The following is a 25,868-nucleotide window of genomic DNA, read 5'->3' on the forward strand; positions in this document are numbered from 1 at the left end:
CTTACTCCGCTGCCAGCGCCAGGCCGGGCTTGAGCACGACCTTGGTCACTTCGTTCTGGTTGTCGTGGAACATCTTGTAGCCCTTGGGCGCGTCCTCGAGCGGCAGCGTGTGGCTGATCAGGAAGGTCGTATCGATCTTGCCTTCCAGGATCGCGTTGAGCAGCGCCGGCATGTAGTGCTGGACATGGGTCTGGCCGGTCTTGAGCGTCAGCCCCTTCTCCATGAAGGCGCCCAGGGGAAACTTGTCGACGAACCCGCCATAGACGGCCGGCATCGAGACGCGGCCGCCCTTGCGGCAGGCGTGGATCGCCTGACGGATCGAGTGGATGCGATCGGTGCCGAGAAAGGTGCTCGCCTTGATCTGGTCGATGACATTGTCGACGAAGAATCCGTGCGCTTCGAGCCCGACCGCGTCGATCACCGCGTCGGGGCCGATGCCGCCGGTCATCTCCATCAGCGCCTCGTAGGTGCGCGTCTCCTCGAAGTTGATCGTCTCCGCGCCGAACTTCTTCGCGAGTTCCAGCCGGCGCGGGAAATGGTCGATCGCGATCACGCGCTCGGCCCCCATCAGCAAGGCAGACTGGACCGCGAACAACCCGACCGGGCCGCAGCCCCAGACCGCCACCGTGTCGCCGGGCTCGATCTGCGCATTCTCCGCCGCCATCCAGCCGGTTGGCAGGATGTCCGAGAGGAACAACACCTTCTCGTCCTCGATCCCGTCGGGGATGACGAGCGGGCCGACATCGCTGAAGGGAATGCGGACATATTCGGCCTGTCCGCCCGAATAGCCGCCGGTCATATGGCTGTAGCCGAACAGGCCTGACATCGGCTGGCCATACAGTTCCTGGGCGATGTCCTGGTTGTCGGCGGGCAGGCCGTTATCGCAGGCCGAGTACTGGTGCTTGCCGCAATGATAGCAGCTGCCGCAGGCGATGGTGAACGGCACCACGACGCGCTGGCCCTTCTTCAGCGTCGATTTCGGGCCGGTCTCGACCACCTCGCCCATGAACTCATGGCCGAGAATGTCGCCCTTCATCATCGTCGGGATGTAGCCGTCGTAGAGATGAAGGTCGGATCCGCAGATCGCGGTCGAGGTCACCTTGATGATCGCGTCGCGCGGGTTGAGGATCTCGGGATCGTCGACGGTATCGACGCGGACGTCGTGCTTTCCGTGCCAGGCCAGTGCGCGCATCAGCGTGCTCCCTCTTCAAAAAGACTTGCGCGCATCAGTTCTTCCCTTCGTCCTGGAGGCGGCTGTTGCGGGCGCCGGTGGCGATCTCGCCGGTCTCCATCAGTTGCTTGAAGCGCCGCAGGTCGCGGCGCGCCTGAATGGCGGGCTCGCGCTGGAACATCTTCGCGATCAGCTTGCCGATCGCACCGGCGGGCGGATCGTAGAGGATGGTCGCAGTCACGATCGTGCCGCGGCCGCCCTGTGCGTCGCGGAAGTCGATCCGGCCGCTGTTCGGGACGTCGGCGCCATCCTCGGAGGCCCAGGCAATGAAGCTACCGTCCTGCTCCTCGGTGATGGCCGAGGTCCATTCGACGGTCCTGCCCCCTGGCGCCTTGACGACCCAGTGCGAGCGCTTGTCATCGAGCACGTCGATGCGCTCGACATTCTCCATGAACATCGCAAGATTGGCGAAGTCGCGCCAATAGGCGAACAGCTCTTCGCGCGGCCGGTTTATCGTCACGGTGCGGCCGACCAGCACATCGGCGTCACCCTGGCCAGGCTTGTCGATCAGCGTATCGGTGGCCGCATCCGCCGCGGCCCTATCCTTGGAAGTCGCCAGTGGCGCATCGTCGCGCTGCGGCGTGTCGAGAGTCTCGCCCATCTTCGTCTCTCCGGGAGATTATCTCGTTAGAACAATGCGCTATTCCCGCTGTTCCCGCGTGCGTCGATCCGTCCGTCGCGCGCCGCTCTCCATCTGCCGCCACAGTTCAACCTGGGTTTCGCGCGGGAGTGCCTGTCATGCCCGATCGGCCTGCGGCGCGCCTTGACCAAAATGACTTGTCGCGGGCGACCACTCGCGGCGCGCGCTCGCGCATCGTCCTTCCCGGGCAATTCGACCGGGTAACTCACGCCTTGGCCAGGATCACCTCCAACTCGGCGGGCCGGAGTTCGCGTATCAACTGCTCTCGCGTACATTGCGCCGGTGCCTTGTCGGGCCTCCAGCGCAGGAACCGCGTGCCATGGCGAAAGCGCCCCGCGCTGACCTGGTCGTAGACCACCTCGGCCACCAGCGCGTGGCGCAGCTTCACATAAGGCTTGGCAACGCCGCTCCACCGGCTCGGTGCGCCGGGTGCGTCGCCGGTGAACCCTGGCTCGCCCTCGGCTCCGGTCACCCTCTGCAGGATTTCAGCTCGGTCGGCGGCCGCGAAACTCGAGGTGAAGCCGACATGATCGAGCAATCCCTCTTCGTCGTAGAGACCGAGCAACAGGGACACGCTTCCCTTGGCACCCTGCCGATAGCCACCCACGACGCAGTCGGCGGTCCTTAGCAGCTTGACCTTGCGCATGGCGCGTTCGCCGGCGCGATAAGGTTCGCCCAGCGGCTTCGCGACAATGCCGTCGAGCGCGCCGCCGCTTCCGGCGAGCCAGTTCCTTGCGACCTGCGCCCGTTCGGTCCGAGGGGACAGCATCAGCCGGGGCAATGCATGCGCCGCGTGGAAGGTCTCGAGCGCAGCGCGCCTTTCGACGAGCGGCTTGTCTGCCAGGAAGGTTTCGCCGAGCTGCAGGCAGTCGAACAGCATGAACTGTGCGGGTGCCTCGGCGGCCAGCTTGGCGACACGGGAAGCCGACGGATGGAGCCGGGCCTGGAGGGCCGCGAAGGACAGGCTGTCCCCGACGGGAATGATGAGCTCGCCATCGAGAAGGAAGCGCTTCGCCGCCAGGCCCCGCAGCATGTCGACGATGTCGGGAAAATATCGGCCGAGCGGCTTGCCCGATTTCGACCAGAGCTCGACCTCATCTCCCTCGCGCAGCGCAAGCGCGCGAAATCCGTCCCATTTGGGCTCGAACTGCCAGCCGCCGCCCGTAGGCAGGTCGTCGGCCAGCACTGCCTCCATCGGCTGCGGAATCGAACGCGACTTCATGATCGCGTCGAGCAACGATCGGCGCGCCGCGCCCGTTCCTGCCACCCCGGTGCCGTTTCCGGGTCGGCGCGGATGCCTGCGAATTTGCGAAGGTTTTCGAAATGCTGCGACCGGGTCAGCGCCGGGTGAGCCGCCTGCGGTTCGCGCGGACCTTGCCGCCGTAAAGACGCAGCAAAGCATCGGCTACGCCGTGCGGCGAGCTGCCGTAGCCGCCGGTCAGCAGTCGCGTATTCGCCTCGACCAGTGCCAGCCATTTCTCGGTCACCATGCGGCTCGCCTCGGCGCCGGCGCCGCTCCCGCCGCTCGCGATCTTCCAGGACCGCAGACCGATCACGATGCTCGCCTCGACGCCAAGCTGCCAGAGCCGAAAGCCGATGGCCAACGCTTCCAACGGGGATTCGCGATCCATGGCGTTCTCCGTTTCCGTCTTGGCCTCGGCATCGATCGCCAGACGGGTTTTCCAGCCGAGCGATGCGCAAGGCCGGCCTTTCGCGATCTTTCGCCGCACGTGCGCAGGGCGCGGGCGAACCGGCGCCCGCACCCTGTCCCGCTCAGGCGGTGATCAAATTCACGGCCCGAGGCTTCGCCACGGGAAGCCCCGACGCTTCCTCCTGCGCAAGAAGGCTCTGCTTCAGCGCCAGCATCTCGTCGCGCAGCGCGACGAGATCGACATCGGTTGCCCTGCACTGGGCGAACATCCCTTCGGACGGCATCTCCTCCTCGTGCACGTGGTGCTTGATCTCTTCGGAAAGCACCTTGACCTTGGCGTCGTAGAATTCGTCGCCGGGATCGCCCGCTTCGATATCGTTGACCAGGACCTTGGCGCCGTCATGCTCGACATAGGCTTCCTCGAGTATATCGTCGTCGATCTTCCCCTTGAACGCCGGGTAGAAGATTTCCTCCTCGATCGCGGTATGGATCTTCAGTTCCACGCAAATCTGGTGCGCGATCTTCTTCTTGGCGGCAGCGCCGGACGTACCTTCATATTGCTCGAACAGCTCCTCGACCTTGCGATGATCGGCCTTGAGCAGTGCGATTGCGTCGGTGAATTCAGCCATGTTCGGATCTCCCGCTTGCGCGCGAGCTAAGCGGTCCGGAATTGCCTTCGGTTCCGCCTGCGAATCGATTGCAACTGGCAGGCGGGCGTCTTGCGGGCATCGTGATTTCGCCGCAGCGGTGCCGATCTGCGGCGTGGACCGGCCCTCGGCAGGCAATAGTTGCTCCGCCCACAGCCGGAGAGAACTTCGAGGCGGCGACCGCGTTATCCGCCGGTGCTTCAAGGAGATTTGCATGACCGACGACGCTTTCGCCCCGCAATCCAACAGCAAGACCGCGCTGACCGACGACATCGTCAAGCATTTCTCCGGCGACGCGCCGCTGACGGAAAAGGCCAAGGGTTTTGCCAAGGCGCGTCCCTGGACCAGCGCCGCGTTCATCGGGATCGCCGCGATGGCGCTGATCAACGGACTGCGGGGAGTCCGCCGGCGCTGACGTGCGCCCCAGCGCCGCGCCTGTCGGTCAGGCGAACCTGCTCTTGGGGATGTGGGTGATGCGGCATGCGAGGTCCGCCTCGCCCGAGGCCACGACATAATGATCGCCCGCATCGGCGATGCCGGTGGTGAACACGACGTCGCGGACATACATCTTGTCCTCAAGTGGCCTGGTCAGTTCGGGCGCGGCCTCGAGCAAGGGCGTATGCTCGGTGCGCAATACCCGGGCGGGATCGTCGCGGTCGAGGATCGACCAATAGGTGCGATAGATGCCGACGATCTCCTTGGGCTCGACGCCGTGCCACAAGGTCAGCCAGCCGGCATCGGTGAGGATCGGCGGTGTGCCACCGCCCATCCGCGCTGTGGCGATCGTCGCAGCGTGCGGCCGGATGCCGGGCTCGCGGTGCGGCTTCCAGTGGAGTGCATCGGGCGAGGTGGCGAGGTTTATTGAGGGGCCGCCGCGCCATTCGCTGCCCGGGGGATAGGTGAAATAAAGATCGCCGAGCGGCCGCGTCTGCGCCCAGTATTTGCCGTTCACCAGCCCTTCGAAGATCAGCATGTCCTTGTTCTGGTGGTCGAGGACCACGTCCTCGAAGGTGAAGTCGAGGCCGTTCTGCGAGCTGTACAGCGTCGTCGAGTGGCGCTCGGGACTCACCGAGCACGTCGTCATCAGCCAGCGATCGCCGACTTTCGACACGCGCGCATCCTCGACGCCGTAGCATTGGAAGCTGCCCTGGGGCGCGATCGCCTTGTCGTAATGGACTTCGACGATCTCGAGGCCATCCGGTGTAAGCTCCACCGGCAGGATCCACGAAAGCGAAGTCAGCGCCATCACCTTCCACCGGCCGCCGCGGATCAGGAACTTGCGGGGATCGCCGGTATCGACCAGCTCGAGCGGCCACGGATCGAGGACATAGCGGCCCTCGTGCCAGCGGATCGCGTGAATTTGCCCGTCGACGATCGGATTGCGGAGCGCCTCCGCCACCCGGACGAAGATCGCCAGGTTGCCGTTGGGAAGCCTCGTCAGCGCTGGGTTGAAGGCGCCGAGCACATAGGTCTCGGCACCGAAATGCCCCGCCAGCGGAGACCGCGACAGGTCGATGTCGTCGGGGCCGAAGACGAGCCGGTCGATCGGGAGGCCGCTCATTCCTTGTCCTGCGTGCGAGGCGCGATCGTCACCTGCTGGACGACGGCACGCCGGGGTTGGGTCAGGACATAGTGGACGCCGACCGCGATATCCTCGGCGCGCAGCATCCACTCCTTGTTGATCTGCTCGGCCTGCTCCTCGGCGGTGAAGCTCGAATATTGAAAGTCGGCGCCCGTCTTGCCGGGCTCGACCAGCGCGACCTTGATTCCCTTGGGGCCGAGTTCCTTGCGCACCGCTTCGGCAAAGCCGGCGATGCCGGCCTTCATCCCGGCATAGACGCTGGAATCCGGCCCCAGCACATGCGCGCTCATCGACCCGATCAGGACGATATCGCCATGGTCCTGCATCACCTCCGCCGCGGCGTCGACGCTCGCGAGATAGGCGGTGAAGTCGGTGGCGATGGCATAGCGGAGCTCCTCCGCGTTCATCTTGGTCACGCCCTGCGCCGGGATCGCCGCATTGACGACCGCGATGTCGAACGCGCCGAAATAGTCCTTCGCCGCCTCCACGAAGCGGGCGACGCCGTCGGGGTCGGCGAGGTCGATATTGATGCCGTCGCCCTTGCCGACCTCGCGGATGCGGCCGAGCCCGTCCTGGAGATGCTGCGGATCGCGGCCGCAGATGAACACATCGACGCCTTCGGAGGCGAGCAGCACTGCGATCGCGCGGCCGATGCCGGTGGTCCCGCCGGTGACGATCGCCTTGCGCCCCTTGAGGCCAGGCATCTCGGTATGCGCGTCGGAAAGGTCGCGGGCGGGCGGGTCGGCAAGCTCGGTCATCGCTGCATTCTCCTTCCCCGCTCGAACCAAAGGGACGCGCGCGGGTTCCCGGCATAACCCAGGTTATCGCGCGCAACTGGCCGCCGAAATCGGGCGTTGTTGCAGTCGGTTAGACGATGGGAGAGCGATCATGCCCCAAGGCGACAAGAGCAGTTACACCGGCAAGCAGAAGCGCAAGGCCAAGCATATCGAGGAAGGCTATGAGGACCGCGGCGTCGGCAGGGAGGAGGCCGAGCGCCGCGCCTGGGCGACCGTCAACAAGGAGTCCGGCGGCGGCAAGAAATCGGGCTCGGGACGCGGCAAGCAGGAGAACCATGGCAGCGCGCGCAAGGGCGGCGAGAAGGGCGGCGCCTCGCAAAGTGCGGCCAAACGCTCGGCGGCGGCGAAGAAGGGCTGGGAGACCCGCCGCCACCAGGCGCACGCGCATTGAGGCGGCGATGAGCGACCCATGGGGAGATCGCCGGGCGGGCGACGCGACGGACCGCGACTATCTCGAGCGGCGCGCCCGGGAGGAACGCGCGCGCGCCGGGCAGGCGGACGATATGGGCGTGGCCTATGCCCATCGCCGGCTCGCCGAAGCCTATGAGCAGCGTCTTGCGGCGATGAAGACGGAGCTTGGCGCCTAGCCTACCAGAGCAACTCGATCGTCGCGTCCGCCGGAACGTGATACTCGATGCGGCCCGCGGACGCGTGCCGCGGCCGCAATGCCTTGCCGCCGTGCGCCGACAGCGTGAATTCCGGTAGCCCGGCGCTTCCCGCCCGGATCAGGCTGAGCCGAGCGTCGCGGCCCGGGCTACCCGCGAGCTGGAAGCGCAGCGCCTTCTCGCCCGGGCGGTCAAGGCCGAGCAGGAAGTGATCGCAGAACAGCAGGAAGGGCGCGTCGTCGATGCGGTGGACGGCGCGGCTGGCGAAGACGAAGGCCGAGCCCGCGCCATAGATCTCCTGCCCGACCTGCCCCGCCGGCTGCCCGTCGACATACAGGTCCTCCACCGGGAAGGAGAGCGCGCGGTCGATATGGCCGTTGGTCGGGCGCTGCTTCGGCGCGATCGCGTCTTCCGGAAGCGCGTCGGGATAGTAGAACCAGGCGCGGTCGAGCGCATATCGGCAATATTCACAGATCAGCAGCTTCGCGGCGGGATCGAGCTCGGGGCCGGCGTCCTTCAGATAGCGCTCGAACGCCGCGAAGCTGTCGAAGCACTCGTACATCGCCATATAGGGCGCATCGTGGAGCGCCGTCGCGCCGAGGAAGTTGCGATAGTGGCGGGCATGGCCGATCTCGGATTCCCACATTGCGGTGTTGTGGAAGAAGCTCGCCAGATAGACATAGCTCTGGCGCAGATAGGTTTCCTCGCCGGTGATCCGCCATAGCCGGATGCAGGCGGCGGCCCCCCAGGCGGTAAGATTCGCCTGGTAGTTGAGCTCGAAGCGCATCTCGCGTGCCGCGTCGATCGCCGCGCGCGCCTCGTCTAGGTAGCGCCACTCATCGGTCAGCTCGAAGGCCTGGAGCATGACATAGGCGTACATGCCGCCGACATCGGTCTGGCCGAGCCCGGCATCGTCGCGCGCCTCCTGCAGCACCTTGAAGTCGCGCACGTCATATTGGATCGGCCATCTGTACTCGAAGTGGCGGGCCGCGCGGATCCCGTAGTCGAGCGACTTGCTGAACAGCCGCAGCGCCGGCTTGTCGCCATCGATGGCGAGGCGTCCGAGCTTTGATAGCGGATGGTAGAGATACCAGCTGTCGACCGCGTTCCGGTCCTTGTCCTTGCCGACATTGGGCAGGTAGCGGCGCAGTGTCTTGAGCCGCGGATCGTAGAACTTGCCGAGCCCACCCGCCAGCTCGGCTCCGATCGGGGCCTTCTCGCCGGCCCATACCTCCCAGTCGCGGATCGCGCTCAGCACGGAGAGCTGGACCATCGAATCGGGATATTCGGCGGCGGTATAGGGATGGACGTAGCGATGGCCATAGTGGCGGATCGTGGCCTTGGGCGAATGGGCGAGGTCGCGCAGCGAACCCTCGGCGCGGGCGATCCAGTCGCGATAGGCGATGTCGGGCTGCTCGATCTGGCCGAACACGGCGCCGAGCAGCGAGAGATAGCGCTGCGCCATGGCCTGTTCGTCGCCATCGCTGTCGTCGTGGAACGCGATCAGGGCGTGGGAAAGGAGAACCTCCTCGCCCGCGGGCAAGGGATCGACCGGCGGGGTTCCGCGCTGCGGCGGCGTCGGCAGGAGATAGCCGATCTCGGGCCAGACGCCGCCGACCGCGCCGTCGGGCTTGGTATCGGTCAGGGCGAAATAACGGTTCAGCCGGGTCAGGTCCTGGCAGTAGAGCACGCTGCCGAAGTCCGGCTCCTCGAGCCGGAAATAGACGGCGCCGGTGTTGAAGCCGCGCTGTGCCGCCTCGACCTGCCCGACCGCGCCCAAGGGATCGTCGCGCGCGTCGAGCGGATATAGGTCGCGCGGCACGAAGGACGTGAGCAACGGGACCTTGGCCTCAAGGCTCGTCGCCACCTCCAGCACCGGAATCGCACCCTCGACCAGTCGCACCGCGATCCGGTGCGTACCGATCGGGCTCCTGACCTCGATCCGCGCCGCCTCGCCCTTCCGGGCGCGTACCGTTCGCGCTTCCCGATAGCCCGCCGGGCAGAAGGCCGCCCGCATCGCGATGCCGCCGCGGCCCGGGCGGCGCACGATCACCCAGATCGCGTCATGGCCTGCCGCGAGCGAGATCGTCCGCGCGCCGAGCGACAGCTGGCCCAGTTCGGACATCGTGCCGCGGCGCAGCTCGTCTCGCAGTAGCACCGCGCCCGGCGTGGCGCCGGCAACCGGGTCATGGCTGCGACCATGCATGGCTAGACGCGCTCCCACCGGGCAGCGCGGCGCGGCTGCCGAGAGCGTTCGCCGGCAAGTCGGACAGGCGTTCCATCCTCGGCCATGCGACTTGAATACGACCGCGCGGCCCCGGGACCGGGTGCGCGTATCCCCGGTCTGTCTGGACAGACGAGCCCGGCTTCGTCGATCACGCGCATGCTAATCATCCGACAGCCTCCCGATGCTTTTGCGCGAAAACCCTGCCGAATGGGCGCGGTTCCGGCTTGTGTGAAACCCGCGCTAAATCGCGGGCGTTGGCCGGGCATGGAATGGTTTCGCCAGCTCATCGGGCCCGACGAGGGGGCCAGCGCGCTGCAGCTGTGCTTCCGGGTGCTGCCGCTCCTTGCCTTCGGCATCCTGTGCGTGCGGATCGCGGGGCGCCGGACCTTCGCCCATTTCTCCCCGCTCGACATCGTCGTCGCGCTGATCGTCGGATCCAATATCAGTCGCGTCATGACCGGCAAGGCGCCGTTCTTCCCCGTCCTTGCCGCGACGCTGGCCCTGGTGGTCCTGCACCGCCTGCTGGCCTTTGTCGCAATGCGCTGGCAATGGGTGGCGGCGCTGGTCAAGTCGCGACCGATCACGCTCGTCGAGGACGGCAAGGTCGATGCCAGGGCGATGCGGCGCGCCAACCTCTCGGACCAGGACCTTGCCCAGGGCATCCGCAGCGAGCAGATCCGCGACATCGACGATGTCGCGCTGGCGACCCTCGAAAGCAGCGGAAAGCTCAGCGTCGTGCCCAAGCGGCGTCGCTAGCCGCGCGGCGAGCCTGGCTGCTCGGGCGGCGCATCGTCGGCGCCCTCGGCGGGCTGTTGCGAGGATTTGTTCGCCGGGTCCACATCCGTGCTGCCCGGGTTGGCGCGTTCCGCCTCGCCCGGTCCCTCATTACGCTTGTCGGTCATGCCTGGTCTCCCTTGGCAGGCTCGGGATAGTCCTCGGGCTTCACGCTGCCCACGCCCGGGCGGTCCTCGACCGGTTCCGGCGGCAGGCCGCCCGGCGTCTGGTCGTCCTTGTCCTGCCCGGCATCGGCGGGCGGCTCGGAAATCTGCCTGTCCATCTCGTCATCCTCTGCTCGCACACAGGAAATGTGCACCAGGGTTCAACCCGCCGGGATTTCCCCGGGGTCCGCGCCCCGCCGCAATTTTCATCGCGTGCCGAACGCGGCGAGCAGCGACGGTATGCGCGGCGGAAGCTCGCGGGCGAGGAAGCCGATCGGGCCTGACTCCTCGGCGACGAAGCGTCCGGCCTCGCCGTGCAGCCACACTGCCCAGGCGGCTGCGAGGCAGGGCGACGCACCGCGCGCCAGCAGCCCCCCAAGGATCCCGGCCAGCACGTCGCCCGATCCCGCGGTGGCAAGGCCGGGGCCGCCACCTCGATAGTGGAGCAATTCCCCATCCGGGGCCGCGATCCAGGTCTCGGCCTGCTTGAGCACGACGACCGCACCGAAATGCGTGCTGGCGCGGCGCACCAGTTCCTCCGGCGCATCGCGAAGCTCGGCCGCGTCGCACTCCATCAGCGCGATCATCTCGCCGGGGTGCGGCGTCAGCACTACCCTGCCATCGCGAGCCCGGACCGCGTCGGCGCATCCGCGCGCGCCCGCGATGACCGCAGCGTCCAGCAGGATCGGCAAGTCGGCACGCGCCTCGGCAAGGATATGGCGCAGGATCGTAGCCGCGGCAGATCGCTCGCCCATCCCCGGACCAAGCACCAGGCTGTCGCAGCGATCGAGCAGGGCGGCGATCCGTTCGCCGGCCTTGCCGGCCAGCTCGCCTTCGTCATTCGTCGGGAGCGGGAAGACGGCGGCTTCGGGCATGGCGATGCCGAGCCCCAGCCTCGCCGGCTCCGGCACCGCGAGCAGCGCCTTGCCGGCACCGGCACGCAGCGCCGCCTCGCCGGTAAGCGCGAGTGCGCCCGGAACCGTCAGCGAACCGCCGGCGCAGAGCATGCGCCCGCGCGCATTCTTGTCGGTCTCCTGCCCGATCGCGGGCAGCGGATGCGCCGCCAGCCAGGCGGAGTCGAGCGGGCTCATCCGCGTGCGGCGACGCGCGCGTCGGGCGCGCGCGTCACTTGCGCCGCGGAATCTTCCTCCATCGGCGCCACTTCATTGTAGCGGACCAGCACGAGCCCGCCGTCCTTGCCCGACGATGCGTCGAAGCGATATTCGGTCACCGAGCAATTGGCGACATCGCCGAGCCTGTCGACGGCGAGAATCTCCTCCTCGCTCATATTCTCGAGGATGTAGCGCAGGCACAGCACTACCACCTGGTGGGCGACGATCATGACGCGGCGTCCGCCGTAGTGGAGCGACACGGTGTCGAGCAGGCTGCGCAGCCTGAGGATCACGTCCGCCCAGCTCTCGCCGCCGGGCGGACGATGATAGAATTTGCCGAGCAGCCGGCGAAACTCCGCCTGCTGTGGTTCCTGCGCGGCGACACCTGCGGTGGTGAGCCCGTCCAGGATGCCGAACTCCTTCTCGCGCAGCCGCTCGTCGACGCAGACCGGCTCGGCGGGCTCGGCGCCGCCCGCGTCGCGGAAGCGGCGCGCCGTGTCCTTCGAGCGGACATAGGGGCTGGAAAGGATCACGTCGGGCAGGCCGTTGCCGCAGCCGCGCGCGAACCAGCGGCCGAGCGCCTCCGCCTGTTGCTCGCCGAGCGTCGACAGCGGCACATCGACGTCGCGCAGCGTCAGCGGGATGCGCTCGAGACCGGCGGCATGCGCCTCGTCGCGCGCGACATTGCCCGCGCTCTGGCCGTGGCGGACCAGCCAGAGCTGCAGGGGCCAGCGTGGGGCGGACTCGCGCATTGCCTCGCGAGACCGTCGGTCAGAGCGACTTGGCCATGTTGAGGTGCGCGGTGACGGTCGGGATCAGCTTGGTCGCGAAGTCCCGGAGCGACTGCGGTACGGCGTTGTCGCCGGCATTGGCCTTGAGCGCATCGAGCGTCTTCTGGTGGGCATCGACCTGGGCCGTCGCATAGGCCTTGTCGAAATCGGCCCCCTTCACGCCCTTGAGCGAGTCGAGCACCTGCTGCTGCTCGGCGGTGAGCGTGGCATCGGGGACGATCGCCGGCGTCGCGGCGCTCGCGGCGGCCTTGAGCTTCGCGGTCGACTCGGTGTGCGCCTTGATCATGTCGGCGGCGAACTTCTTGGTCTTGGCCGAGGCGCCCTGCGCATCGGCGAGCTGCGACGTCGCGATCTCGAAGGCGTCGCTCGCCGCCGCCGCATTGGCGAAGGTCTGTCCGGCCGAGGTGGCAGGGACCATCGCCATTTCGTTGGCCATCGTGCCATCGCTATTGGCGGTGACGGTCGTGGTATCCGTGGTGGTCTCGGTCTTCGAACCACAGCCTGCGAGTGCCAGCGCCGCGGCGCCCAGCGTCATCCAACGAACTGCGTGCATCCTTGCCTCCCGATTGTCGCCCCTTGCGGGCTCGCTCCTCCAACGCCCGCATTTGCGGCGCGTTCCGCGCGAACCCTTTGAAGCGGTTCCGCGTTTTCTCGCCGACGCCAGGAGACAAGGAGCAGGCCATGGGCATCTTCAGCAGCATCAAGGACAAGATCTTCGGTCACAAGGCCGCTGCGTCCGCACCGGCGCCGGCCCCGAGCCCCGCGTCGCCGGCGCCGGCCCCGAGCCCCGCGTCGCCGGCGCCCGCCCCGGCGCCGACAGCGACGCCCGCGCCCAGTCCGGCCGTCGATGTCGGCGCCGTCCTTTCGGAGATGGCGGAGATGAAGGGCGGAGGCGGCAACTACCAGACCTCCATCGTCGACCTGCTCAAGCTGCTCGATCTCGATTCGAGCCTCGAGGCGCGCCAGGCGCTCGGAGAGGAACTGGGTGTCCATGCCGGCGAAAACGGAAGCGCGGAGCAGAATATCGCCCTGCACAAGGCAGTGATGGCGAAGCTCGCCGAAAATGGCGGCGTGGTGCCCGACAGCCTGCGCGGCTGAGCCGAGGTCAGCGGACAAGCTTTCATAACCTGGGTTGGCGAGCGGGCCGATCTTTGCGGCCAAATTGCCGCCATGGACAAGAACCTGATCGAACGCGCGCTCGAGCTCGCCGCGACCGGCGCGTACGAGCGTATCGACCAAATCGAGCGCAAGCTCACCGCCGAGGGCTATTCGCACGTCGCCTCCTATCTGGACGGGCCGACGATCCGGCGGCAGCTGCGCGAGACAGCGCGGCGCGCGCGCGGCGAGACGGCCCGGCGCAGAGGACGCCCGCCCTCGGCACCGGGCACCACGCCATAGCCAAGGCCCTGCCGGCGATATCCAGGCGGCGGGCTGTCGGCCCGGCGATTAGTTGGTTGCGCAAGGGACGCGCCGCCGCGCGGCGCGTCCCACGCGACACCCTATTCGACGGGATTATTCTCGAGGAACGCCTGGGCATCGAGGTCGACCTTGAACTCGCGCTCCCAGAAGCGAAGCTGCCCGGCGGCGGCGAGAAAGGCCTTGGCGGAGGCCGCTCCCTCGAGTTGGACTAGCGCCTCGTCCATGTCGGCCTCCGCGATTCCCGCCTTGGCGAGAAGCGGCATCGCCTCCGGCGTGTAGCCGATGAACTTGAGGTGCCCGAAGGCATCGGCCACGAAGTCGCGGGCCGCCCCGTCGCGCGCGAGCTGTGCCGCGCCCTCCGCGGTGACCAGCAGCGCCACCGCGTCGTACAGGACCGAGGGGCCGCCATCGATCTTCTGCTTGCCTTGCGCCAGCGTGCCGTCGTCGAGGACGACGCCGCCGACCTTGGGGGTGACGAGCTCGTAGCTCGCGGGAAGCGCCTCTACTGCCTTGACCAGGGCGGCGAGCAGTGCGGCCGGTGCGCCGTCACTGACCAGGATGCCGAGCTTGCGCCCGGCGAAGCTGCCGGGTGCGCGCTTGACGATGCTGAGCGCATCGGAAGGCGGCAGGTCGTCGCGCGGTGCGACCGCCGCCTTCGCCGCCGGGGGCAGCTTGGCGAGCCCGAGCCCTGCGGCGACGGTGCTGGCGAGTGCCGCGTCGATGTTGCGCAGATGGCCGACCATCCGCTCGCGGATATCGACGCGTGCGCATTTGGACAGCTCGAAGACCAGCGCATCGCCGATATGCTTCCGCTCGATCGGGGTCTGGCTGACGAAGAACTGGCGCGCCTGGCTATAATGGTCGGCGAAGCTCTCGGGACGAAGCTGGACCTTCTCGCCCGCTTCCTCCGCCGCGAAATGCCGATAGCCGGACTTGGAATCCTCGCGCGGCCCGCCCCAGCTGTTCGGCTCGTAGTTTGCGCGACCTTTGGGGTTGCGCATCGCCATGTGCCCGTCCTGCTGGAAATTGTGGATCGGGCAGCCGCGCGGCTGGTTGATCGGGATATGCGTGAAGTTCGGCGAGCCCAGCCGCTTCAGTTGCGTGTCGAGATAGGAGAAGTTGCGGCCCTGGAGCAGCGGGTCGTTGGTGAAGCCGATGCCCGGCACGACATTCTGGGTGCAGAAGGCGACCTGCTCGGTCTCGGCGAAGAAATTGTCGACCAGCCCGTCGAGGACGAAGCTGCCGATGGTCCGCACCGGCACCTGCTCCTCCGGGATGATCTTGGTCGGGTCGAGAATGTCGAACTCGAAGCGCTCCGCGAAGTCCTCGTCGAACAGCTGTACGCCGAAGTCCCATTCGGGCGGCGTCCCCATGTCGATCGCGTCCCAGAGGTCGCGGCGATGGAAATCGGGATCGGCGCCGTTAATCTTGACCGCCTCGTTCCACAGCACCGACTGGAGGCCGAGGCGGGGCTTGAAGTGGAACTTGACGAAGGTCGACTTGCCCTTGGCATTGATCAGCCGAAAGCTGTGGACGCCGAAGCCCTCCATGAAGCGGAACGAGCGCGGGATCGCGCGGTCGGACATGGTCCACATGATCATGTGCATCGCCTCCGGGGTGAGGCTGATGAAGTCCCAGAAATTATCGTGCGCCGTCTGCGCCTGGGGGAAGTTGCGGTCGGGCGCCGGCTTGGCGGCGTGGATCAGATCCGGAAACTTGATCGCGTCCTGGATGAAGAAGACCGGGATGTTGTTTCCGACCAGGTCCCAGTTGCCGTCCTTGGTGTAGAATTTGCACGCGAAGCCGCGCACGTCGCGCGCCAGGTCGAACGAGCCCTTGCTGCCGGCTACGGTCGAGAAGCGCGTGAACATCGGCGTCTTCTCGCCGACTTCGGTCAGGATGCGCGCGGTCGTGAATTCCTCAAGCGACTCACTCAAGGTGAAGGTGCCATGCACGCCGTAGCCGCGGGCGTGGACGACGCGCTCGGGAATGCGCTCATGGTCGAAATGGAAGATCTTCTCGCGGAAATGGAAATCCTCGAGCAGCGCCGGTCCGCGCGCGCCCAGGCGCAACGTGTTCTGGTCGTCTGCGACCGCCACGCCCTGTTGCGTCGTGAGCGCGCCCTCGTCGCCAGCGAGCTGGTGGAGCTCGCCGCCATTGCCGCGCTTCGTCTCGAACTCGGCCGGCGCATCGCCGACCAGCTTGTCGTTCGTTCCCTTGACCATGTCCGCATCTCCCTTTTGAGCCGGGCCCATGCCCGGTGTCGATCGCCTGGTTGCCCGGTGAAGTCGTTGGTTCGTCGATCGCGGGGATCGCCCGGCGGGACCGGTCAGCTGCCGGGCATCAACTGCGCGCGGTAGCGCGCGAAGCAGCGCTTGCCGCAGCGCAGGCGGATCAGCGCACCCTCGGCCATTGCGGTGGCGCGGCGCGGATCCTCCTCGACCGCCGGGCGGATCGCCTCGCGGTTCCAATCCTCGCTATGCTTGACGTCGAGCACGGCGTGCAGCGTGAAATAGCGTGCTTCCTTCGGCGTCAGGCCGACGCGCTTGAGTCCCTCGGCGACCAGCGCGGCGCGACCCGGCGCAGTCAGCTCGATCACCCCGAGGGCCCCCACCGAATGCCAGGCATAGCGGCGCTGGGTGGCCATCGCGGTCATCGCATTGGCGAGGCACAGGCTTTCCCACACCGTGTTCTCGATCACGGGATTCACTTCGAGCGTCTCGACGAGCGCATCGAGCATCGGGCCGTGCATGCCCTTCTCGGTGCCGTGCCCCATCTCGTCCCAATAGTTGCGGGCGAGCTCCAGCTTGGGGCGCACCGGCAGCTTGACCTGGGTCATCGCTACGAGATCGTCGAACCCGGCCTCGCCAGCGGCTTCCTGCTCGAAGAACCAGCGCAGCTCGTCGCGGTCGGCCTGCTCGGCGAGCCAGGGGAAGAGCGGGTCGCCCTGGCCCGGACCCACGGCCTTCAACTCCTCGAACCAGGCGATGAAGCCCTCGACATCCGTGGGCGCCGCCGCGGCCTCGTCCGCGACCTGGGCCCGCAGCTCCTCGAGGAAGCCGCCCTCGAGCCGCTGCATCTTCACGTCGCGCTCAAAGACCTTCTGCCACTCGTCATCGGCGAGGCCGGGCGCGAGCCGCTCGCGGTTCCAGTGTGCAAGCCCGCGCTGGAAGCTGTCGGTCAGGAACTGCGAACCGCGCTGGGTTCGTCGGTCGGCGGTAGCAAGCATCATCGTCTCCGAATTTTCCTGCCCGCTGAACGTGCCGCCATTCCCGCCGTTCCCGAAGTCGGGGTAGTTTCAAGCATCTGATAACATGGATTAAATTGGAACGACGCTGCAGCGACCGCGTTGCTCCGTCCGGCCGACGGGCCGCGACGGGAGAGACGGCAGCATGGCGGAGGGAATCGACGAGATCGAAAGCGGGCGCGCCGCGCTCGCGTCGTTGCTCGAGGCGCTCAAGGTGCGCGGCTACCGCTTCGTGACGCCGACGCCCGCGACCCATGCGCGCGTTCTCGCGCGCGATCCGGGACGGATGGCGGCATCGCTCGAGGACGTGCTGGGCTGGAGCCGCGCCTTCCGGCCCGGCAGCATCGATGCCGAGATCGAGACGCTGCTGCGCGAAGCCGGCGCCCTCGTCTCGGCCGAGGGCGGTCTCAAGAGCAGGCTGCGCGTCTCGAGCCTCGGCGACGACCTCTACCTGCACAGCGCCTATCCGACCACCGAGCGCGACGCCGTCTTCTTCGGGCCGGACAGCTACAGGTTCGCCCGCCTCGTCTCGCAGGAGCTGACGCGCGCCCCGCTCGGCCACCCGGCGCACCTCGTCGATATCGGCGCCGGCGCGGGCGTCGGCGCGATCGTGGCCGCGCGATCCCTCGTCCTCGCTCGCGCGACACTGACCGACATCAACCCCGCTGCGCTCGCGCTGGCGCGCGTCAATGCCGAAAGCGCGGGTGTGAAGGTTCATTGCAGCTATGGGCCTGGCCTCGCCGATCTCGCGGGAACGATAGACCTGGCGCTGGCCAATCCGCCCTTCCTCGTCGATCGCAAGAACCGCAGCTACCGCGACGGCGGCGGCATGCGTGGCGGCGCGCTGTCGGTCGAGATGGCGGCGGAGGCCTTGCCGCGCCTGGCGCCCGGCGGCCGGCTCATTCTCTATACGGGCAGCGCCATCGCGGACGGGCGCGACGACCTGGCGGCCGCGCTCGATGCGCTGGCGGCGAAGCATGGCTGCCGGCTCGCCTATGACGAGATCGACCCCGATATTTTCGGGGAGGAGTTGGAGCGCGAGGCCTATCGCGAGGTCGACCGGATCGCCGCCGTGGCCGCGGTCTTCCGGCGCGAGGCGTAGCCGTCAGGACCGTCGCACATCGCGTGCACCGCTTCGGGCGCCGACCAGGCTCAGCGCGGCAGTTTCTCCAGGTAGAGATAGCCCGGATCGAACTCCGCGAGCGTTTCCAGCCCCGGCAGGTCCAGGATCTCGACATGGCCGCGCCGGACATCGGCCAGGCCGCGCTCGCGCAATTGCCGGACGGTCCGGTTGACATGGACGGGGGTCAGGCCGACGCACTCGGCGAGATCGACCTGGGTCAGGGGAAGCGCGAAGGCCAGGCCTTCGGTCATGCCGACCACCTCGAAGCGGACGCGGAGCTCGCACAGCAGGTGCGCGACGCGCGCGATCGCGGTGCGGCGCCCCAGCGACAATTCCCATTCGCGGTGCGATGCCGCGTCCATGTTGGTGCAGAACCAGTAGAGCCGCGACAGATGCGGATGGTCTTCCGACAGCGCCTTCAGGCGCTCGTGCGGCACGATGGCGACCTTGCACGGCGTCAGCGTCATCAGGTGATGATCGAGACGCTTGAGGGTAAAGCCGTGCAGGTCGACGAAATCGCCGGCGAGGTGCAGGTCGGTGATCTGGCGCTCACCCTCGCGCAGATCCTTGTGGCGGCACATCATGCCTTCCAGCAGCAAGGTCGAGCTGGACAGGCGTTGCCCGGCCCGGATGAAATTGACCTTGGCCGGAACCTCCCGCGTCTCGGAGATCAGCGCGCGCAGCACCGCTTCTTCCTCCGCGGACACGTCGTCGCGGACGCGGAGCATCCGGAGATGCTTTTCGATCATCGCTCCGCTCGCGCCTGTTGGACCTGGACCGCCTCGCCGAACGGGACCGACAGAAGCACCCTGTCGGTCCCGTCGCAGATATCGAGGCGTCCGGAAAGATCGACCACGCCGCGCATCAGTTCCTCGCCGAGGACCGAGCGGATGCCGGTCAGCGCGGACTGGCGGGCCGCATCGAGATCTGCGAATTCCTGGCCTTCCTCGTCCCGGGTGCAGCCATTGCCGTTCTGGATATGGAAAAAGTACCGCATGGCGGCGAAAACTTCCGCGAAAGCGAGAGGTTTCAAGCATTCCCCGGCTGCAACGATATGCGGCCGCCAGGCAGCGCGTTTGCCGCCGAACCCAACCCAGGTTGTGGAATTGCCCCCGCCCGACCGGGCAGCAGCGTGCGGCAGGAGCACCGATCGCGCTCCTTGGAGTGCGAGCATGCAGGGCACTGGCAAATTTGCGCTGGAGCGCCTGGCCGATGGTCTTGCCACCCGGCATGGGCTCGGCGCGCGCGAGCGACAGGCCCTGCTCGCGCTTCCGGGGTCGGTCGTCCGCTGCCGCGCCGCGACCGAGATCGCTCCGGGTGACGGCGATGCCCGGGTCCACTTCGTTATCGAGGGGTTGCTGGCCAGCGCGCGTCAACTCGCTGGCGGACGGCGCCAGGTATCGGCGCTCTACATCCCCGGCGACCTTTGCGGACTCGACCGGGCAGTTGCGCCGCGTCGCGGCTGGGAGGTCTGCGCAAGCTGCGACTCGCTCGTGCTGAGTCTGTCGCGGCAGGCCGTGACGGGGATCGCACAGGAGCATCCGCCAATTGCACGCGCCTTGTGGGGCGAGACGGCGCTACAGGCGGGAATCACAGCGGAATGGCTGGTCGGCCTCGGCCGCCGCGACGCCAAATCCCGTCTTGCCCATCTGCTTTGCGAGATGGGCCTGCGCCTGGAGGCGGCCGGGCTCGGGTCGCGCCAGCATTTTCGGCTCGATGCGTCGCAGGCGCTGCTCGCCGATGTCCTGGGTCTCACGTCCGTCCATGTGAGTCGCACATTGCAGGAGCTGCGCGGCGAGGGCCTGGCGATCGCCCGCGGACGGATCATCGAGGTTCCGGATTGGCCGCGCCTCGCGCGCGCCGCGGAATTCGAACCCGACTACCTGCGGCCGGCGCTCGCGGCAGCTTCGCCGCCCGCGGCGATGATGACCGTCCAAGGCACGGGCCAGGCGACCCTCGGCTGACGCTCTCGGTCGGCCCCGGCCGATGGACAAAACCGCTAGGAGATCTGGTGCGCCAGCTCCGAGAGATAGATGCGCGCAACGACATGGTTGCGCGCATCCTCGATATCGAGGGTTCCGCGGAGCTCCTCGGGCCGACAACGAGCGTAGCGGCGCAGGAACGCCCGGGCGCGCGCATGCGCCTTTCCCAGCGCCGCCGGCAGGTCCCTGCAATCGTGGCTCTCGCGTCCGAAGATCTCGGCGTCGCCGTGGCGGGTGACCTGGAAGTGATAGAGCGGCATGCCGGCACAATGCGCGATTAATCAATCGGTTGCAGTGCCGCGGGCCTGGCCTGGAATATCGGGTGAGCTGCCTTGTAAACGCCTCTCGCGGCCGTCCCGTGGATCGTCGCGCCAGCGCCTTTTGGCCGAACTTTTCTCCCGGCCCGAGGCAGTTGGCTCCCAATGCGATCCCGGCGCGTTGCGGCGCGCATGAAGATCTATATCCATACCGAGATCGCCTATCGGCTGGCGCAGCCGACCGACATTCTCTTGCAGCTCGAGGCGGCGGCGATCCCCGAGCAGTGCGTCGAGAAAGCGCATATCGAGGTGTCCCCGCATGTGCATTTCGCGCGCGTCGCGGCCCAGGACGGGATCGGCGAGCGGATCTGGGTGCGCGCGGAGGACCGGCTCCTCGTCGACTACCGCGCCACCGTCTCGATCCAGCGCCTGCTGACCGAATGCGCCGACCTAGCGATCGTGCCGCCCCACCAGCTGCCCGGCGAGACGGTCCAGTATCTGATGGCATCGCGCTATTGTCCCGCCGACCAGTTCCAGAGCTTCGTGGAAGCGGAGTTCGGAGGCGTCGCGGGTGGGGCCAGGGTGATTGCGATGCGCGACTGGATCCAGCGTAATTTCCGCTACGTGCCGGGCGTGAGCAACACCGAGACCACCGGTGCGGATACGTTCATCCGGCGCGAAGGCGTCTGCCGCGACTATGCGCATGTCCTGATCACCTTCGCGCGCGCCGCCGGCATTCCCGCGCGCATCGCCAGCGTCTACGCGCTGGGCGTCGAGCCCCAGGATTTCCATGCGGTCGCCGAGATATTCCTCGGCGGCGAATGGCACCTGCTCGACGCGACCGGCATGGCGACGGAGGCGGCGATGGCGAAGATCGGCGTGGGCCGGGATGCGGCCGACGTCGCTTTCCTCACCGCGTTCGGCGAGGCGGTGATGGAAAGCCAGTCGGTCTCGGTCACGCCGGCGCAATGATCGCGCACAGGACCGGTTGCGTTCGCAGGGCCGCGTGAAACCGGCGCGAATGGCGATTCGTTGCGCCATCCACCTGAGCAAGGAGGATTAAATGGACCAGTTCTTCACGCGGATTGCGAGCCGGTCGGCCTCGCTGATGGGCCACCCGCTGGCGTTCATCATCTCGGTCGCGTTCGTGCTGCTCTGGGCCGCGAGCGGTCCGCTGCTCCACTATTCGGACACCTGGCAGCTGATCGTGAACACCGCGACGACCGTGCTCACCTTCCTCGCCGTCTTCCTGATCCAGAACAGCCAGAACCGCGACGGCGCCGCGATGCAGGCCAAGCTCGACGAACTGCTGCGCGCCGTCGATAAGGCGCGCGGCGAGTTCGTCGGCATCGAGCACCTGACCGATGCGCAGATTTGCGAGATCCGCGACGCGCTTGAGAAGGACATCGCCCAGGACCATGGCAAGGAGACGACGACCCGCCCGACGGTCGAGCGCCTGCTGGCGCGCTATTGACGGCGCCGTCCGGCTTTCGGGCTCCGGCGTGCGGGAACCTGCACCGTGGCCGGCGCGTCTCGCCTTGCGCAAAGGAGAAGATCGATGGGATTCATTTTGTGGCTGGTCGTGGGCGGCGTGATCGGGTGGCTCGCGAGCATGATCATGCGAACCGATGCCCAGCAGGGCGTCTTCCTTAACATCGTGGTCGGGATCGTCGGCGCCTTTATCGGCGGCCTCATCGTCGCCGGCGGCTCGATCAACAACGCGCCGCTGACGGTGACTTCGTTCCTGGTCTCGCTGCTCGGCGCCGTCGTGCTGCTCGGCATCGTCAACTTGGTACGGCGCGGCAGCCTTCGCTGACGGCACGGCGCGACGCGCGGGCGATATCGGCGTCGCGCTATTTCCGAAAGACTGGACGCCGGCTGCCTAAGGCGGCCGGCGTCCTGTTTCAGGGCGCACCTTCCAGCGCGGCACGCGCCGCGCGGATTGCCTCCGTGGCGACCCGATCCGGCGCCGATGGTCCGGGCCGTCTGCCGAACCCGAGCGCGATCTCGAGATCGCGCCGGATGTGCGCCGCCACCCGCTGCAGATCGGTCTCGCTGGGCTGGCCGCCGCGCGCGATGCACGCGACGATCTCCGGGGCGATCGTCACGGGCATGTCAGGCGGCTCCCGGCTGGCCCGCGTCGAGCTGGCGGAGCGCCGCGAGCAGCTCGCCTACGGGGACCGGATCGCTGAGCTCGGGCGGCTTGCGCAGCCTGGGCTGGGAGCGGACGGTGTGAGCGTCCGAGGCCCAGGACGCCAGGATGGCGCGCTTGACCTCGGGCTCGAGTTGCGGGTGCTCGACCAGTTCCCGCGGATGGCGCAGCAGCCCCAGGAAATGGACGGTCATCGTCGAATCCTCCTCGATGGCTGTCGAAAGGGACATGCCCGCCCTTACGGGGCGGGCATGCAGGCTTACGCCGCGTCGCGCTCGACAGGCTCGGGCTCGGCGGCGCCGGCGTGCGCGGAAGGGCCCTCGAGCCGGTCGTTGGCGGGCGCGGATGCCGTGCCCCCGATCGCGATGCGCCGGGGCTTCATCGCCTCGGGGATCTCGCGCTTGAGCGCGATCCGCAACAGGCCATTGTCGAACTGCGCATCCTCGACGACGACGAAGTCGGCCAGCTGGAACCGGCGCTCGAAGGCGCGCGTGGCGATGCCGCGGTGCAGGAAGCGGCCAGTGTCGCCCTCCTCCTCTTCCTTGCGGCCGGTCACGGTGAGCTGGTTGCTCTGCGCCACGATCTCGATCTCGTCGGGACGGAAGCCCGCGACCGCCAGGGTGATGCGATAGCGGTCCTCGCCGGCCTGCTCGATATCGAACGGCGGGTAGCTGTCGGTCTCACTGCGCGCGCCTGCCTCGAGCAGATCGAACAGACGGTCGAAGCCGACCGTCGAGCGGCGATAGGGCGAAAAGTCGAAAGTCCTCATATCCAAATCCTCCAAATGAGCAATTTGAGCACGAGGCGCACCGGGAGAGCCGGTGCCCTCAGGTCCTGCCGGACCGAGTTTTCGCGTCCGGCGGCGCGAAGATGGTTTTCGCTGGGATGGCTTCAAGACCCTCTTTCCAAAATTTTTTGGCGGGATCGCCGGGCCCGTCGCGAGGAGGCCAGCGCCGCGCCTGCGCTTGCCAAGGGCGGGCCGATGTCGTTCCGGCGCCTGGCCCGTCCGCGGCGCGATCAGGCAAAGGCACCGTGGATGAACCAGGTCATCGGGCCGGTGGCGCCGCGCTCGCCGTCGCCGAGGCGAAACAGCCAGTAGCGTCCGCCGCCCTCGACCTCGACCTGGAAATAATCGCGCACCGAATAGGGCGCCCGTGCTTCCGTGCCGCCCTCGCGCCACCATTCGCCGTGCAGCCGCTCGGGGCCGTCGGCCTGGACCACCCGGTAGCGCTTTCGCCGCCAGACGAACATCGCCGGCGGATGATCGGGCAGCATCGCCGTCACCTGGATCGGCTGGGGTGGATCGATCAGTCGGCCGGGGCGCGGCAGGTCCTCGGCCCAGCGCGCGCCTGCGGCAGGGGCGAGCGCGGGCAAGGTCGCCACCGACCGCTCGGGCATGCCGCCCGGCAAGGGCGCGGCGCGGCGAAGGCTCGCTTCGCCGAAGCGGTTGGCGAGCGTGTCGATCAGGCCTGCCAGGTCCGCCTCGCGACGGCCGGCGCGGGCAAGGTCGGCCTGGGCGGCGGCCAGCGGCTCGACGAGCGGCGCTACCAAGGTCATCGCCTCTATGCCGAGCCCCGGCTCGATCTGGTCGATACGCGCCTGGAGCAGCCGGACGAGATGGGCGGTGTCGCGTGTCGGCGTGGCGGTACCGACGCGGATCGCCTGCGCCAGGCCGTCGACGCGCTGGAAATGGCAGTCGAGACGGCGCGCGCCCTTGCCGAGCCGGACGAGCTCCGCGGTCATGTCGCCGACGAGGTCGGCGATCACCCGGCCGAACGCTTCGGGCGTCGCGATCGGCTCGAGCAAGGCGCGCCGGGCGCGCGGCACCCGCGGCGCGAAGATCGGCTCGATCGGCTCGGGCGCGAGGCCGAGCGCCTGGTCGAGCCGCTGGTGCAGCACCCGGCCGAACCGGCGGGCGAGCGGGCCGCGCGGCGTGTCGAGGATCTGCTCGATCCGCTCGAAGCCGAGCTTGCGCAGCCCTTCGACCAGTTGTGCCTCGAGCCGCAGCGCCGCGAGCGGCAGCAGCGCCATCGCCTTGCGCTGGTCGCCCGAGGGGATCGCGACCGGCCGGCCGGCCGGAACGTGCCGGGCGACCGCATGGGCGCAGCCCGGCGTATCGGCCACCGCGACCTGCACCGCGAAGCCGGCGCCGGCGATGCGGCGGTGCAGGTCCTTGAGCAGCGCGCGCTCGCTGCCGAACAGCGGCGCGCAGCCGGTGACGTCGATCCAGATGCCCCGGGGCGGATCGGGGGCGACGACGGGGGAATAGCGGGAGCACCACAAGGCGAGGCGCCGGAGCGCGGCGAGATCGCCTTCCGGATCGGCATCGACCACCATCAGCCCGGGCACCAGGCTGCGCGCCTTGGTGACGGTCATGCCGGCGGCGATGCCCCGGCTGCGCGCAGCGGCATCGACTGCGGCCACGATCTTGCGGCCATGATCGGGAAGCGCAGTGACGAGCGGCCGGTCGCCGGCCGGCGCGGCGTCGCGAGACTCAGCTCGCGAGACGCCGCTCTTCCGCCGCAGCCGGTCGGTCGACCAGCTTGGCAGGTAGAGCGAGACGACCCTGCGCATCGCAGGCCTCCACGATCCAGGACTTGGGCTCGCCGCCGCGCACCCGCTCGAGGCGCAGGTCCCAGCGGGCGCGGCCGAGGCTGGGGATGCCGAGCGGCTCGCTGGGCGCGGCGAGCACGCGCCAGCGCGTGACCGCCGCGGTGCCTTCCGCAACGGCGTCGGCCGGGGAGGCGCGGCGGAACACGAAGGCCGTGGTGCCCGAGCTCTCGGCGGCAAGCTGCAGGCGCTTCGATGCCGTCGTCGAGAGCTTGGCGACCTCCCCCACCACCCCGGCGAGCCCGGGATGGCGCAGGCATTCCTCCATCGCCAGCAGGACGTTGGTGTCGCTGCCGGCCTCGACATGGATGACGCGGTCCGGATGCAGGCCGGCCAGGTCGAGCGCGGGCGCGAACAGGTCGCGCCACCTCAGGCACCAGAAGACCGGGCCCTCGATCCGGGCGAGGATGCCGGCAAGGAAGACGGTGGCGGCGGCGTCGTCGCACAGCGCAGCGCTGCCGGCGACCTCATGGAGCGCGCCGGTCGCCAGGCCGCCGCCCGGAAGCCGCCCGTCGAGCGACGCGATCCCGAACGGCACCGCCGCGTGCCGCTGCCCTACGCCTTCGATGGCGGCGATGCGCGAACGCAGATCGGCGATGACAGCTGGCTGCCGCATGAAGGTCCAAGACTCGACAAGAGGTTGATTCGTTCCCTTTTTGTTCGGAAGAATGCCGGGCCGTCAAGAACGGGCACCGACGTCGAGGCCCCGGGGTCGGCTTGCCGGGAACGCCGGGAACGCCGTTCGCGCAGAGGCAAATCCTCGGGTCGTTACGGTGCCGTCAGCCAAGAAAAATATTTTGCGGTCCGACCCCGTAGTCCGCCGGCCCGCCCGTCAATCCCCCAACGCCGCACGAAGC

At 68.1% G+C, this 25,868-nt stretch carries 34 protein-coding genes; 11 read left to right on the top strand and 23 right to left on the bottom strand.

Annotated features, from left to right (window positions below):
• Window position 1 precedes the first annotated feature (1 nt).
• The 5 genes from P6144_RS16205 to P6144_RS16225 all read right to left on the bottom strand — a co-directional run bounded on the left by P6144_RS16205 (window position 2) and on the right by P6144_RS16225 (window position 4,151).
• Window positions 2-1,192 (bottom strand): zinc-dependent alcohol dehydrogenase, encoded by a 1,191-nt coding sequence (locus tag P6144_RS16205; protein ID WP_277768836.1) that lies wholly within the window; start codon window positions 1,190-1,192, stop codon window positions 2-4.
• A gap of 34 nt (window positions 1,193-1,226) precedes the next feature.
• On the bottom strand, window positions 1,227-1,832 hold the full coding sequence (locus P6144_RS16210) for an SRPBCC family protein (protein ID WP_277768837.1): 606 nt from the start codon (window positions 1,830-1,832) through the stop codon (window positions 1,227-1,229).
• A 244-nt stretch (window positions 1,833-2,076) separates the two neighbouring features.
• Entirely contained in the window at window positions 2,077-3,108 is a 1,032-nt protein-coding gene (locus P6144_RS16215; RefSeq protein ID WP_277768838.1) for an ATP-dependent DNA ligase, read from the bottom strand.
• Window positions 3,109-3,208: 100 nt separating this feature from the next.
• Window positions 3,209-3,601 (bottom strand): hypothetical protein, encoded by a 393-nt coding sequence (locus tag P6144_RS16220; protein WP_277768839.1) that lies wholly within the window; start codon window positions 3,599-3,601, stop codon window positions 3,209-3,211.
• A 43-nt stretch (window positions 3,602-3,644) separates the two neighbouring features.
• Window positions 3,645-4,151, bottom strand: a complete 507-nt coding sequence (locus P6144_RS16225) for a hemerythrin domain-containing protein (RefSeq protein ID WP_277768840.1) — start codon at window positions 4,149-4,151, stop codon at window positions 3,645-3,647.
• Window positions 4,152-4,383: 232 nt separating this feature from the next.
• On the opposite strand from P6144_RS16225, the gene P6144_RS16230 reads away from it, so the two are divergent.
• Window positions 4,384-4,584, top strand: coding sequence for a hypothetical protein (locus tag P6144_RS16230; RefSeq protein ID WP_277768841.1), 201 nt, complete (start codon window positions 4,384-4,386; stop codon window positions 4,582-4,584).
• A gap of 27 nt (window positions 4,585-4,611) precedes the next feature.
• Here the strand turns inward: P6144_RS16230 and P6144_RS16235 are convergent, their stop codons facing one another.
• Both P6144_RS16235 and P6144_RS16240 read right to left on the bottom strand, forming a co-directional pair.
• Window positions 4,612-5,730 carry a glycosidase gene (locus P6144_RS16235; protein WP_277768842.1) on the bottom strand — a complete coding sequence of 373 codons (1,119 nt, stop codon included), beginning with the start codon at window positions 5,728-5,730 and terminating at the stop codon, window positions 4,612-4,614.
• Window positions 5,727-6,509 (bottom strand): SDR family oxidoreductase, encoded by a 783-nt coding sequence (locus P6144_RS16240; protein WP_277768843.1) that lies wholly within the window; start codon window positions 6,507-6,509, stop codon window positions 5,727-5,729. Before P6144_RS16240 ends, P6144_RS16235 begins: the two co-directional genes overlap by 4 nt.
• 130 nt (window positions 6,510-6,639) lie before the next feature.
• Here P6144_RS16240 and P6144_RS16245 point away from each other — a divergent pair, with 130 nt between their 5' ends.
• Both P6144_RS16245 and P6144_RS16250 read left to right on the top strand, forming a co-directional pair.
• Window positions 6,640-6,939, top strand: a complete 300-nt coding sequence (locus tag P6144_RS16245) for a plasmid stabilization protein (protein ID WP_277768844.1) — start codon at window positions 6,640-6,642, stop codon at window positions 6,937-6,939.
• A gap of 7 nt (window positions 6,940-6,946) precedes the next feature.
• Window positions 6,947-7,135 (top strand): hypothetical protein, encoded by a 189-nt coding sequence (locus P6144_RS16250; RefSeq protein ID WP_277768845.1) that lies wholly within the window; start codon window positions 6,947-6,949, stop codon window positions 7,133-7,135.
• A 1-nt stretch (window position 7,136) separates the two neighbouring features.
• Here the strand turns inward: P6144_RS16250 and P6144_RS16255 are convergent, their stop codons facing one another.
• Window positions 7,137-9,359 carry a hypothetical protein gene (locus P6144_RS16255; RefSeq protein WP_277768846.1) on the bottom strand — a complete coding sequence of 741 codons (2,223 nt, stop codon included), beginning with the start codon at window positions 9,357-9,359 and terminating at the stop codon, window positions 7,137-7,139.
• Between the two features lie 285 nt (window positions 9,360-9,644).
• Here P6144_RS16255 and P6144_RS16260 point away from each other — a divergent pair, with 285 nt between their 5' ends.
• Window positions 9,645-10,136, top strand: coding sequence for a YetF domain-containing protein (locus P6144_RS16260; RefSeq protein ID WP_277768847.1), 492 nt, complete (start codon window positions 9,645-9,647; stop codon window positions 10,134-10,136).
• On the opposite strand, the gene P6144_RS16265 is transcribed toward P6144_RS16260, so the two are convergent.
• From P6144_RS16265 to P6144_RS16285, 5 genes are all read right to left on the bottom strand, one after another.
• On the bottom strand, window positions 10,133-10,282 hold the full coding sequence (locus tag P6144_RS16265) for a hypothetical protein (RefSeq protein WP_277768848.1): 150 nt from the start codon (window positions 10,280-10,282) through the stop codon (window positions 10,133-10,135). The genes P6144_RS16260 and P6144_RS16265 overlap by 4 nt on opposite strands.
• On the bottom strand, window positions 10,279-10,437 hold the full coding sequence (locus P6144_RS16270) for a hypothetical protein (RefSeq protein WP_277768849.1): 159 nt from the start codon (window positions 10,435-10,437) through the stop codon (window positions 10,279-10,281). The genes P6144_RS16265 and P6144_RS16270 overlap by 4 nt, the downstream gene beginning before the upstream one ends.
• Before the next feature lie 87 nt (window positions 10,438-10,524).
• Entirely contained in the window at window positions 10,525-11,409 is an 885-nt protein-coding gene (locus tag P6144_RS16275) for an NAD(P)H-hydrate dehydratase (RefSeq protein WP_277768850.1), read from the bottom strand.
• A complete protein-coding gene (locus P6144_RS16280) occupies window positions 11,406-12,182 on the bottom strand; it encodes a histidine phosphatase family protein (protein ID WP_277768851.1) in 777 nt (258 codons plus the stop codon). Before P6144_RS16280 ends, P6144_RS16275 begins: the two co-directional genes overlap by 4 nt.
• Window positions 12,183-12,201: 19 nt before the next feature.
• Window positions 12,202-12,774 (bottom strand): DUF4142 domain-containing protein, encoded by a 573-nt coding sequence (locus P6144_RS16285; RefSeq protein WP_277768852.1) that lies wholly within the window; start codon window positions 12,772-12,774, stop codon window positions 12,202-12,204.
• A gap of 128 nt (window positions 12,775-12,902) precedes the next feature.
• Here P6144_RS16285 and P6144_RS16290 point away from each other — a divergent pair, with 128 nt between their 5' ends.
• The gene (locus tag P6144_RS16290; protein ID WP_277768853.1) at window positions 12,903-13,319 is read left to right on the top strand and encodes a DUF3597 family protein; all 417 of its coding nucleotides are present in this window, start codon (window positions 12,903-12,905) and stop codon (window positions 13,317-13,319) included.
• 72 nt (window positions 13,320-13,391) lie between these two features.
• The gene (locus P6144_RS16295; RefSeq protein ID WP_277768854.1) at window positions 13,392-13,619 is read left to right on the top strand and encodes a hypothetical protein; all 228 of its coding nucleotides are present in this window, start codon (window positions 13,392-13,394) and stop codon (window positions 13,617-13,619) included.
• 101 nt (window positions 13,620-13,720) lie between these two features.
• On the opposite strand, the gene P6144_RS16300 is transcribed toward P6144_RS16295, so the two are convergent.
• Together P6144_RS16300 and P6144_RS16305 are read right to left on the bottom strand one after the other, a co-directional pair.
• A complete protein-coding gene (locus P6144_RS16300; RefSeq protein ID WP_277768855.1) occupies window positions 13,721-15,865 on the bottom strand; it encodes a catalase in 2,145 nt (714 codons plus the stop codon).
• A 104-nt stretch (window positions 15,866-15,969) separates the two neighbouring features.
• Window positions 15,970-16,869 (bottom strand): iron-containing redox enzyme family protein, encoded by a 900-nt coding sequence (locus P6144_RS16305; protein WP_277768937.1) that lies wholly within the window; start codon window positions 16,867-16,869, stop codon window positions 15,970-15,972.
• A gap of 163 nt (window positions 16,870-17,032) precedes the next feature.
• On the opposite strand from P6144_RS16305, the gene P6144_RS16310 reads away from it, so the two are divergent.
• On the top strand, window positions 17,033-17,989 hold the full coding sequence (locus P6144_RS16310; RefSeq protein WP_277768856.1) for a methyltransferase: 957 nt from the start codon (window positions 17,033-17,035) through the stop codon (window positions 17,987-17,989).
• A gap of 50 nt (window positions 17,990-18,039) precedes the next feature.
• Here P6144_RS16310 and P6144_RS16315 read toward each other — a convergent pair whose 3' ends face one another.
• The gene (locus tag P6144_RS16315) at window positions 18,040-18,759 is read right to left on the bottom strand and encodes a Crp/Fnr family transcriptional regulator (RefSeq protein ID WP_277768857.1); all 720 of its coding nucleotides are present in this window, start codon (window positions 18,757-18,759) and stop codon (window positions 18,040-18,042) included.
• Window positions 18,756-19,007, bottom strand: a complete 252-nt coding sequence (locus P6144_RS16320; protein WP_277768858.1) for a hypothetical protein — start codon at window positions 19,005-19,007, stop codon at window positions 18,756-18,758. The genes P6144_RS16315 and P6144_RS16320 overlap by 4 nt, the downstream gene beginning before the upstream one ends.
• Before the next feature lie 175 nt (window positions 19,008-19,182).
• On the opposite strand from P6144_RS16320, the gene P6144_RS16325 reads away from it, so the two are divergent.
• The gene (locus tag P6144_RS16325) at window positions 19,183-19,974 is read left to right on the top strand and encodes a Crp/Fnr family transcriptional regulator (protein ID WP_277768859.1); all 792 of its coding nucleotides are present in this window, start codon (window positions 19,183-19,185) and stop codon (window positions 19,972-19,974) included.
• A 35-nt stretch (window positions 19,975-20,009) separates the two neighbouring features.
• Here the strand turns inward: P6144_RS16325 and P6144_RS16330 are convergent, their stop codons facing one another.
• Window positions 20,010-20,252 carry a hypothetical protein gene (locus P6144_RS16330; RefSeq protein WP_277768860.1) on the bottom strand — a complete coding sequence of 81 codons (243 nt, stop codon included), beginning with the start codon at window positions 20,250-20,252 and terminating at the stop codon, window positions 20,010-20,012.
• Window positions 20,253-20,441: 189 nt separating this feature from the next.
• Here P6144_RS16330 and P6144_RS16335 point away from each other — a divergent pair, with 189 nt between their 5' ends.
• The 3 genes from P6144_RS16335 (at window position 20,442) to P6144_RS16345 (ending at window position 22,065) form a co-directional block, all read left to right on the top strand.
• Window positions 20,442-21,221: a transglutaminase family protein gene (locus tag P6144_RS16335; RefSeq protein WP_277768861.1), complete on the top strand. Its 780-nt coding sequence runs from the start codon at window positions 20,442-20,444 to the stop codon at window positions 21,219-21,221.
• A gap of 91 nt (window positions 21,222-21,312) precedes the next feature.
• The gene (locus tag P6144_RS16340) at window positions 21,313-21,723 is read left to right on the top strand and encodes a low affinity iron permease family protein (RefSeq protein ID WP_277768862.1); all 411 of its coding nucleotides are present in this window, start codon (window positions 21,313-21,315) and stop codon (window positions 21,721-21,723) included.
• An 84-nt stretch (window positions 21,724-21,807) separates the two neighbouring features.
• On the top strand, window positions 21,808-22,065 hold the full coding sequence (locus P6144_RS16345) for a GlsB/YeaQ/YmgE family stress response membrane protein (RefSeq protein ID WP_277768863.1): 258 nt from the start codon (window positions 21,808-21,810) through the stop codon (window positions 22,063-22,065).
• An 88-nt stretch (window positions 22,066-22,153) separates the two neighbouring features.
• Here the strand turns inward: P6144_RS16345 and P6144_RS16350 are convergent, their stop codons facing one another.
• The 5 genes from P6144_RS16350 to P6144_RS16370 all read right to left on the bottom strand — a co-directional run bounded on the left by P6144_RS16350 (window position 22,154) and on the right by P6144_RS16370 (window position 25,627).
• Window positions 22,154-22,363 carry a hypothetical protein gene (locus P6144_RS16350; RefSeq protein ID WP_277768864.1) on the bottom strand — a complete coding sequence of 70 codons (210 nt, stop codon included), beginning with the start codon at window positions 22,361-22,363 and terminating at the stop codon, window positions 22,154-22,156.
• 1 nt (window position 22,364) lies between these two features.
• Complete coding sequence (locus P6144_RS16355; protein ID WP_347275825.1) at window positions 22,365-22,631, bottom strand: hypothetical protein; 267 nt, start codon at window positions 22,629-22,631, stop codon at window positions 22,365-22,367.
• A gap of 29 nt (window positions 22,632-22,660) precedes the next feature.
• Complete coding sequence (locus tag P6144_RS16360) at window positions 22,661-23,170, bottom strand: Hsp20 family protein (RefSeq protein ID WP_277768865.1); 510 nt, start codon at window positions 23,168-23,170, stop codon at window positions 22,661-22,663.
• Window positions 23,171-23,418: 248 nt separating this feature from the next.
• Complete coding sequence (locus P6144_RS16365; RefSeq protein WP_277768866.1) at window positions 23,419-24,975, bottom strand: DNA polymerase Y family protein; 1,557 nt, start codon at window positions 24,973-24,975, stop codon at window positions 23,419-23,421.
• Entirely contained in the window at window positions 24,896-25,627 is a 732-nt protein-coding gene (locus P6144_RS16370; protein ID WP_277768867.1) for a damage-inducible mutagenesis protein, read from the bottom strand. Before P6144_RS16370 ends, P6144_RS16365 begins: the two co-directional genes overlap by 80 nt.
• Window positions 25,628-25,868: the final 241 nt, after the last annotated feature.

It is taken from the genome of Sphingomonas sp. HITSZ_GF (assembly GCF_029543155.1).
GTDB lineage: Bacteria > Pseudomonadota > Alphaproteobacteria > Sphingomonadales > Sphingomonadaceae > Sphingomonas.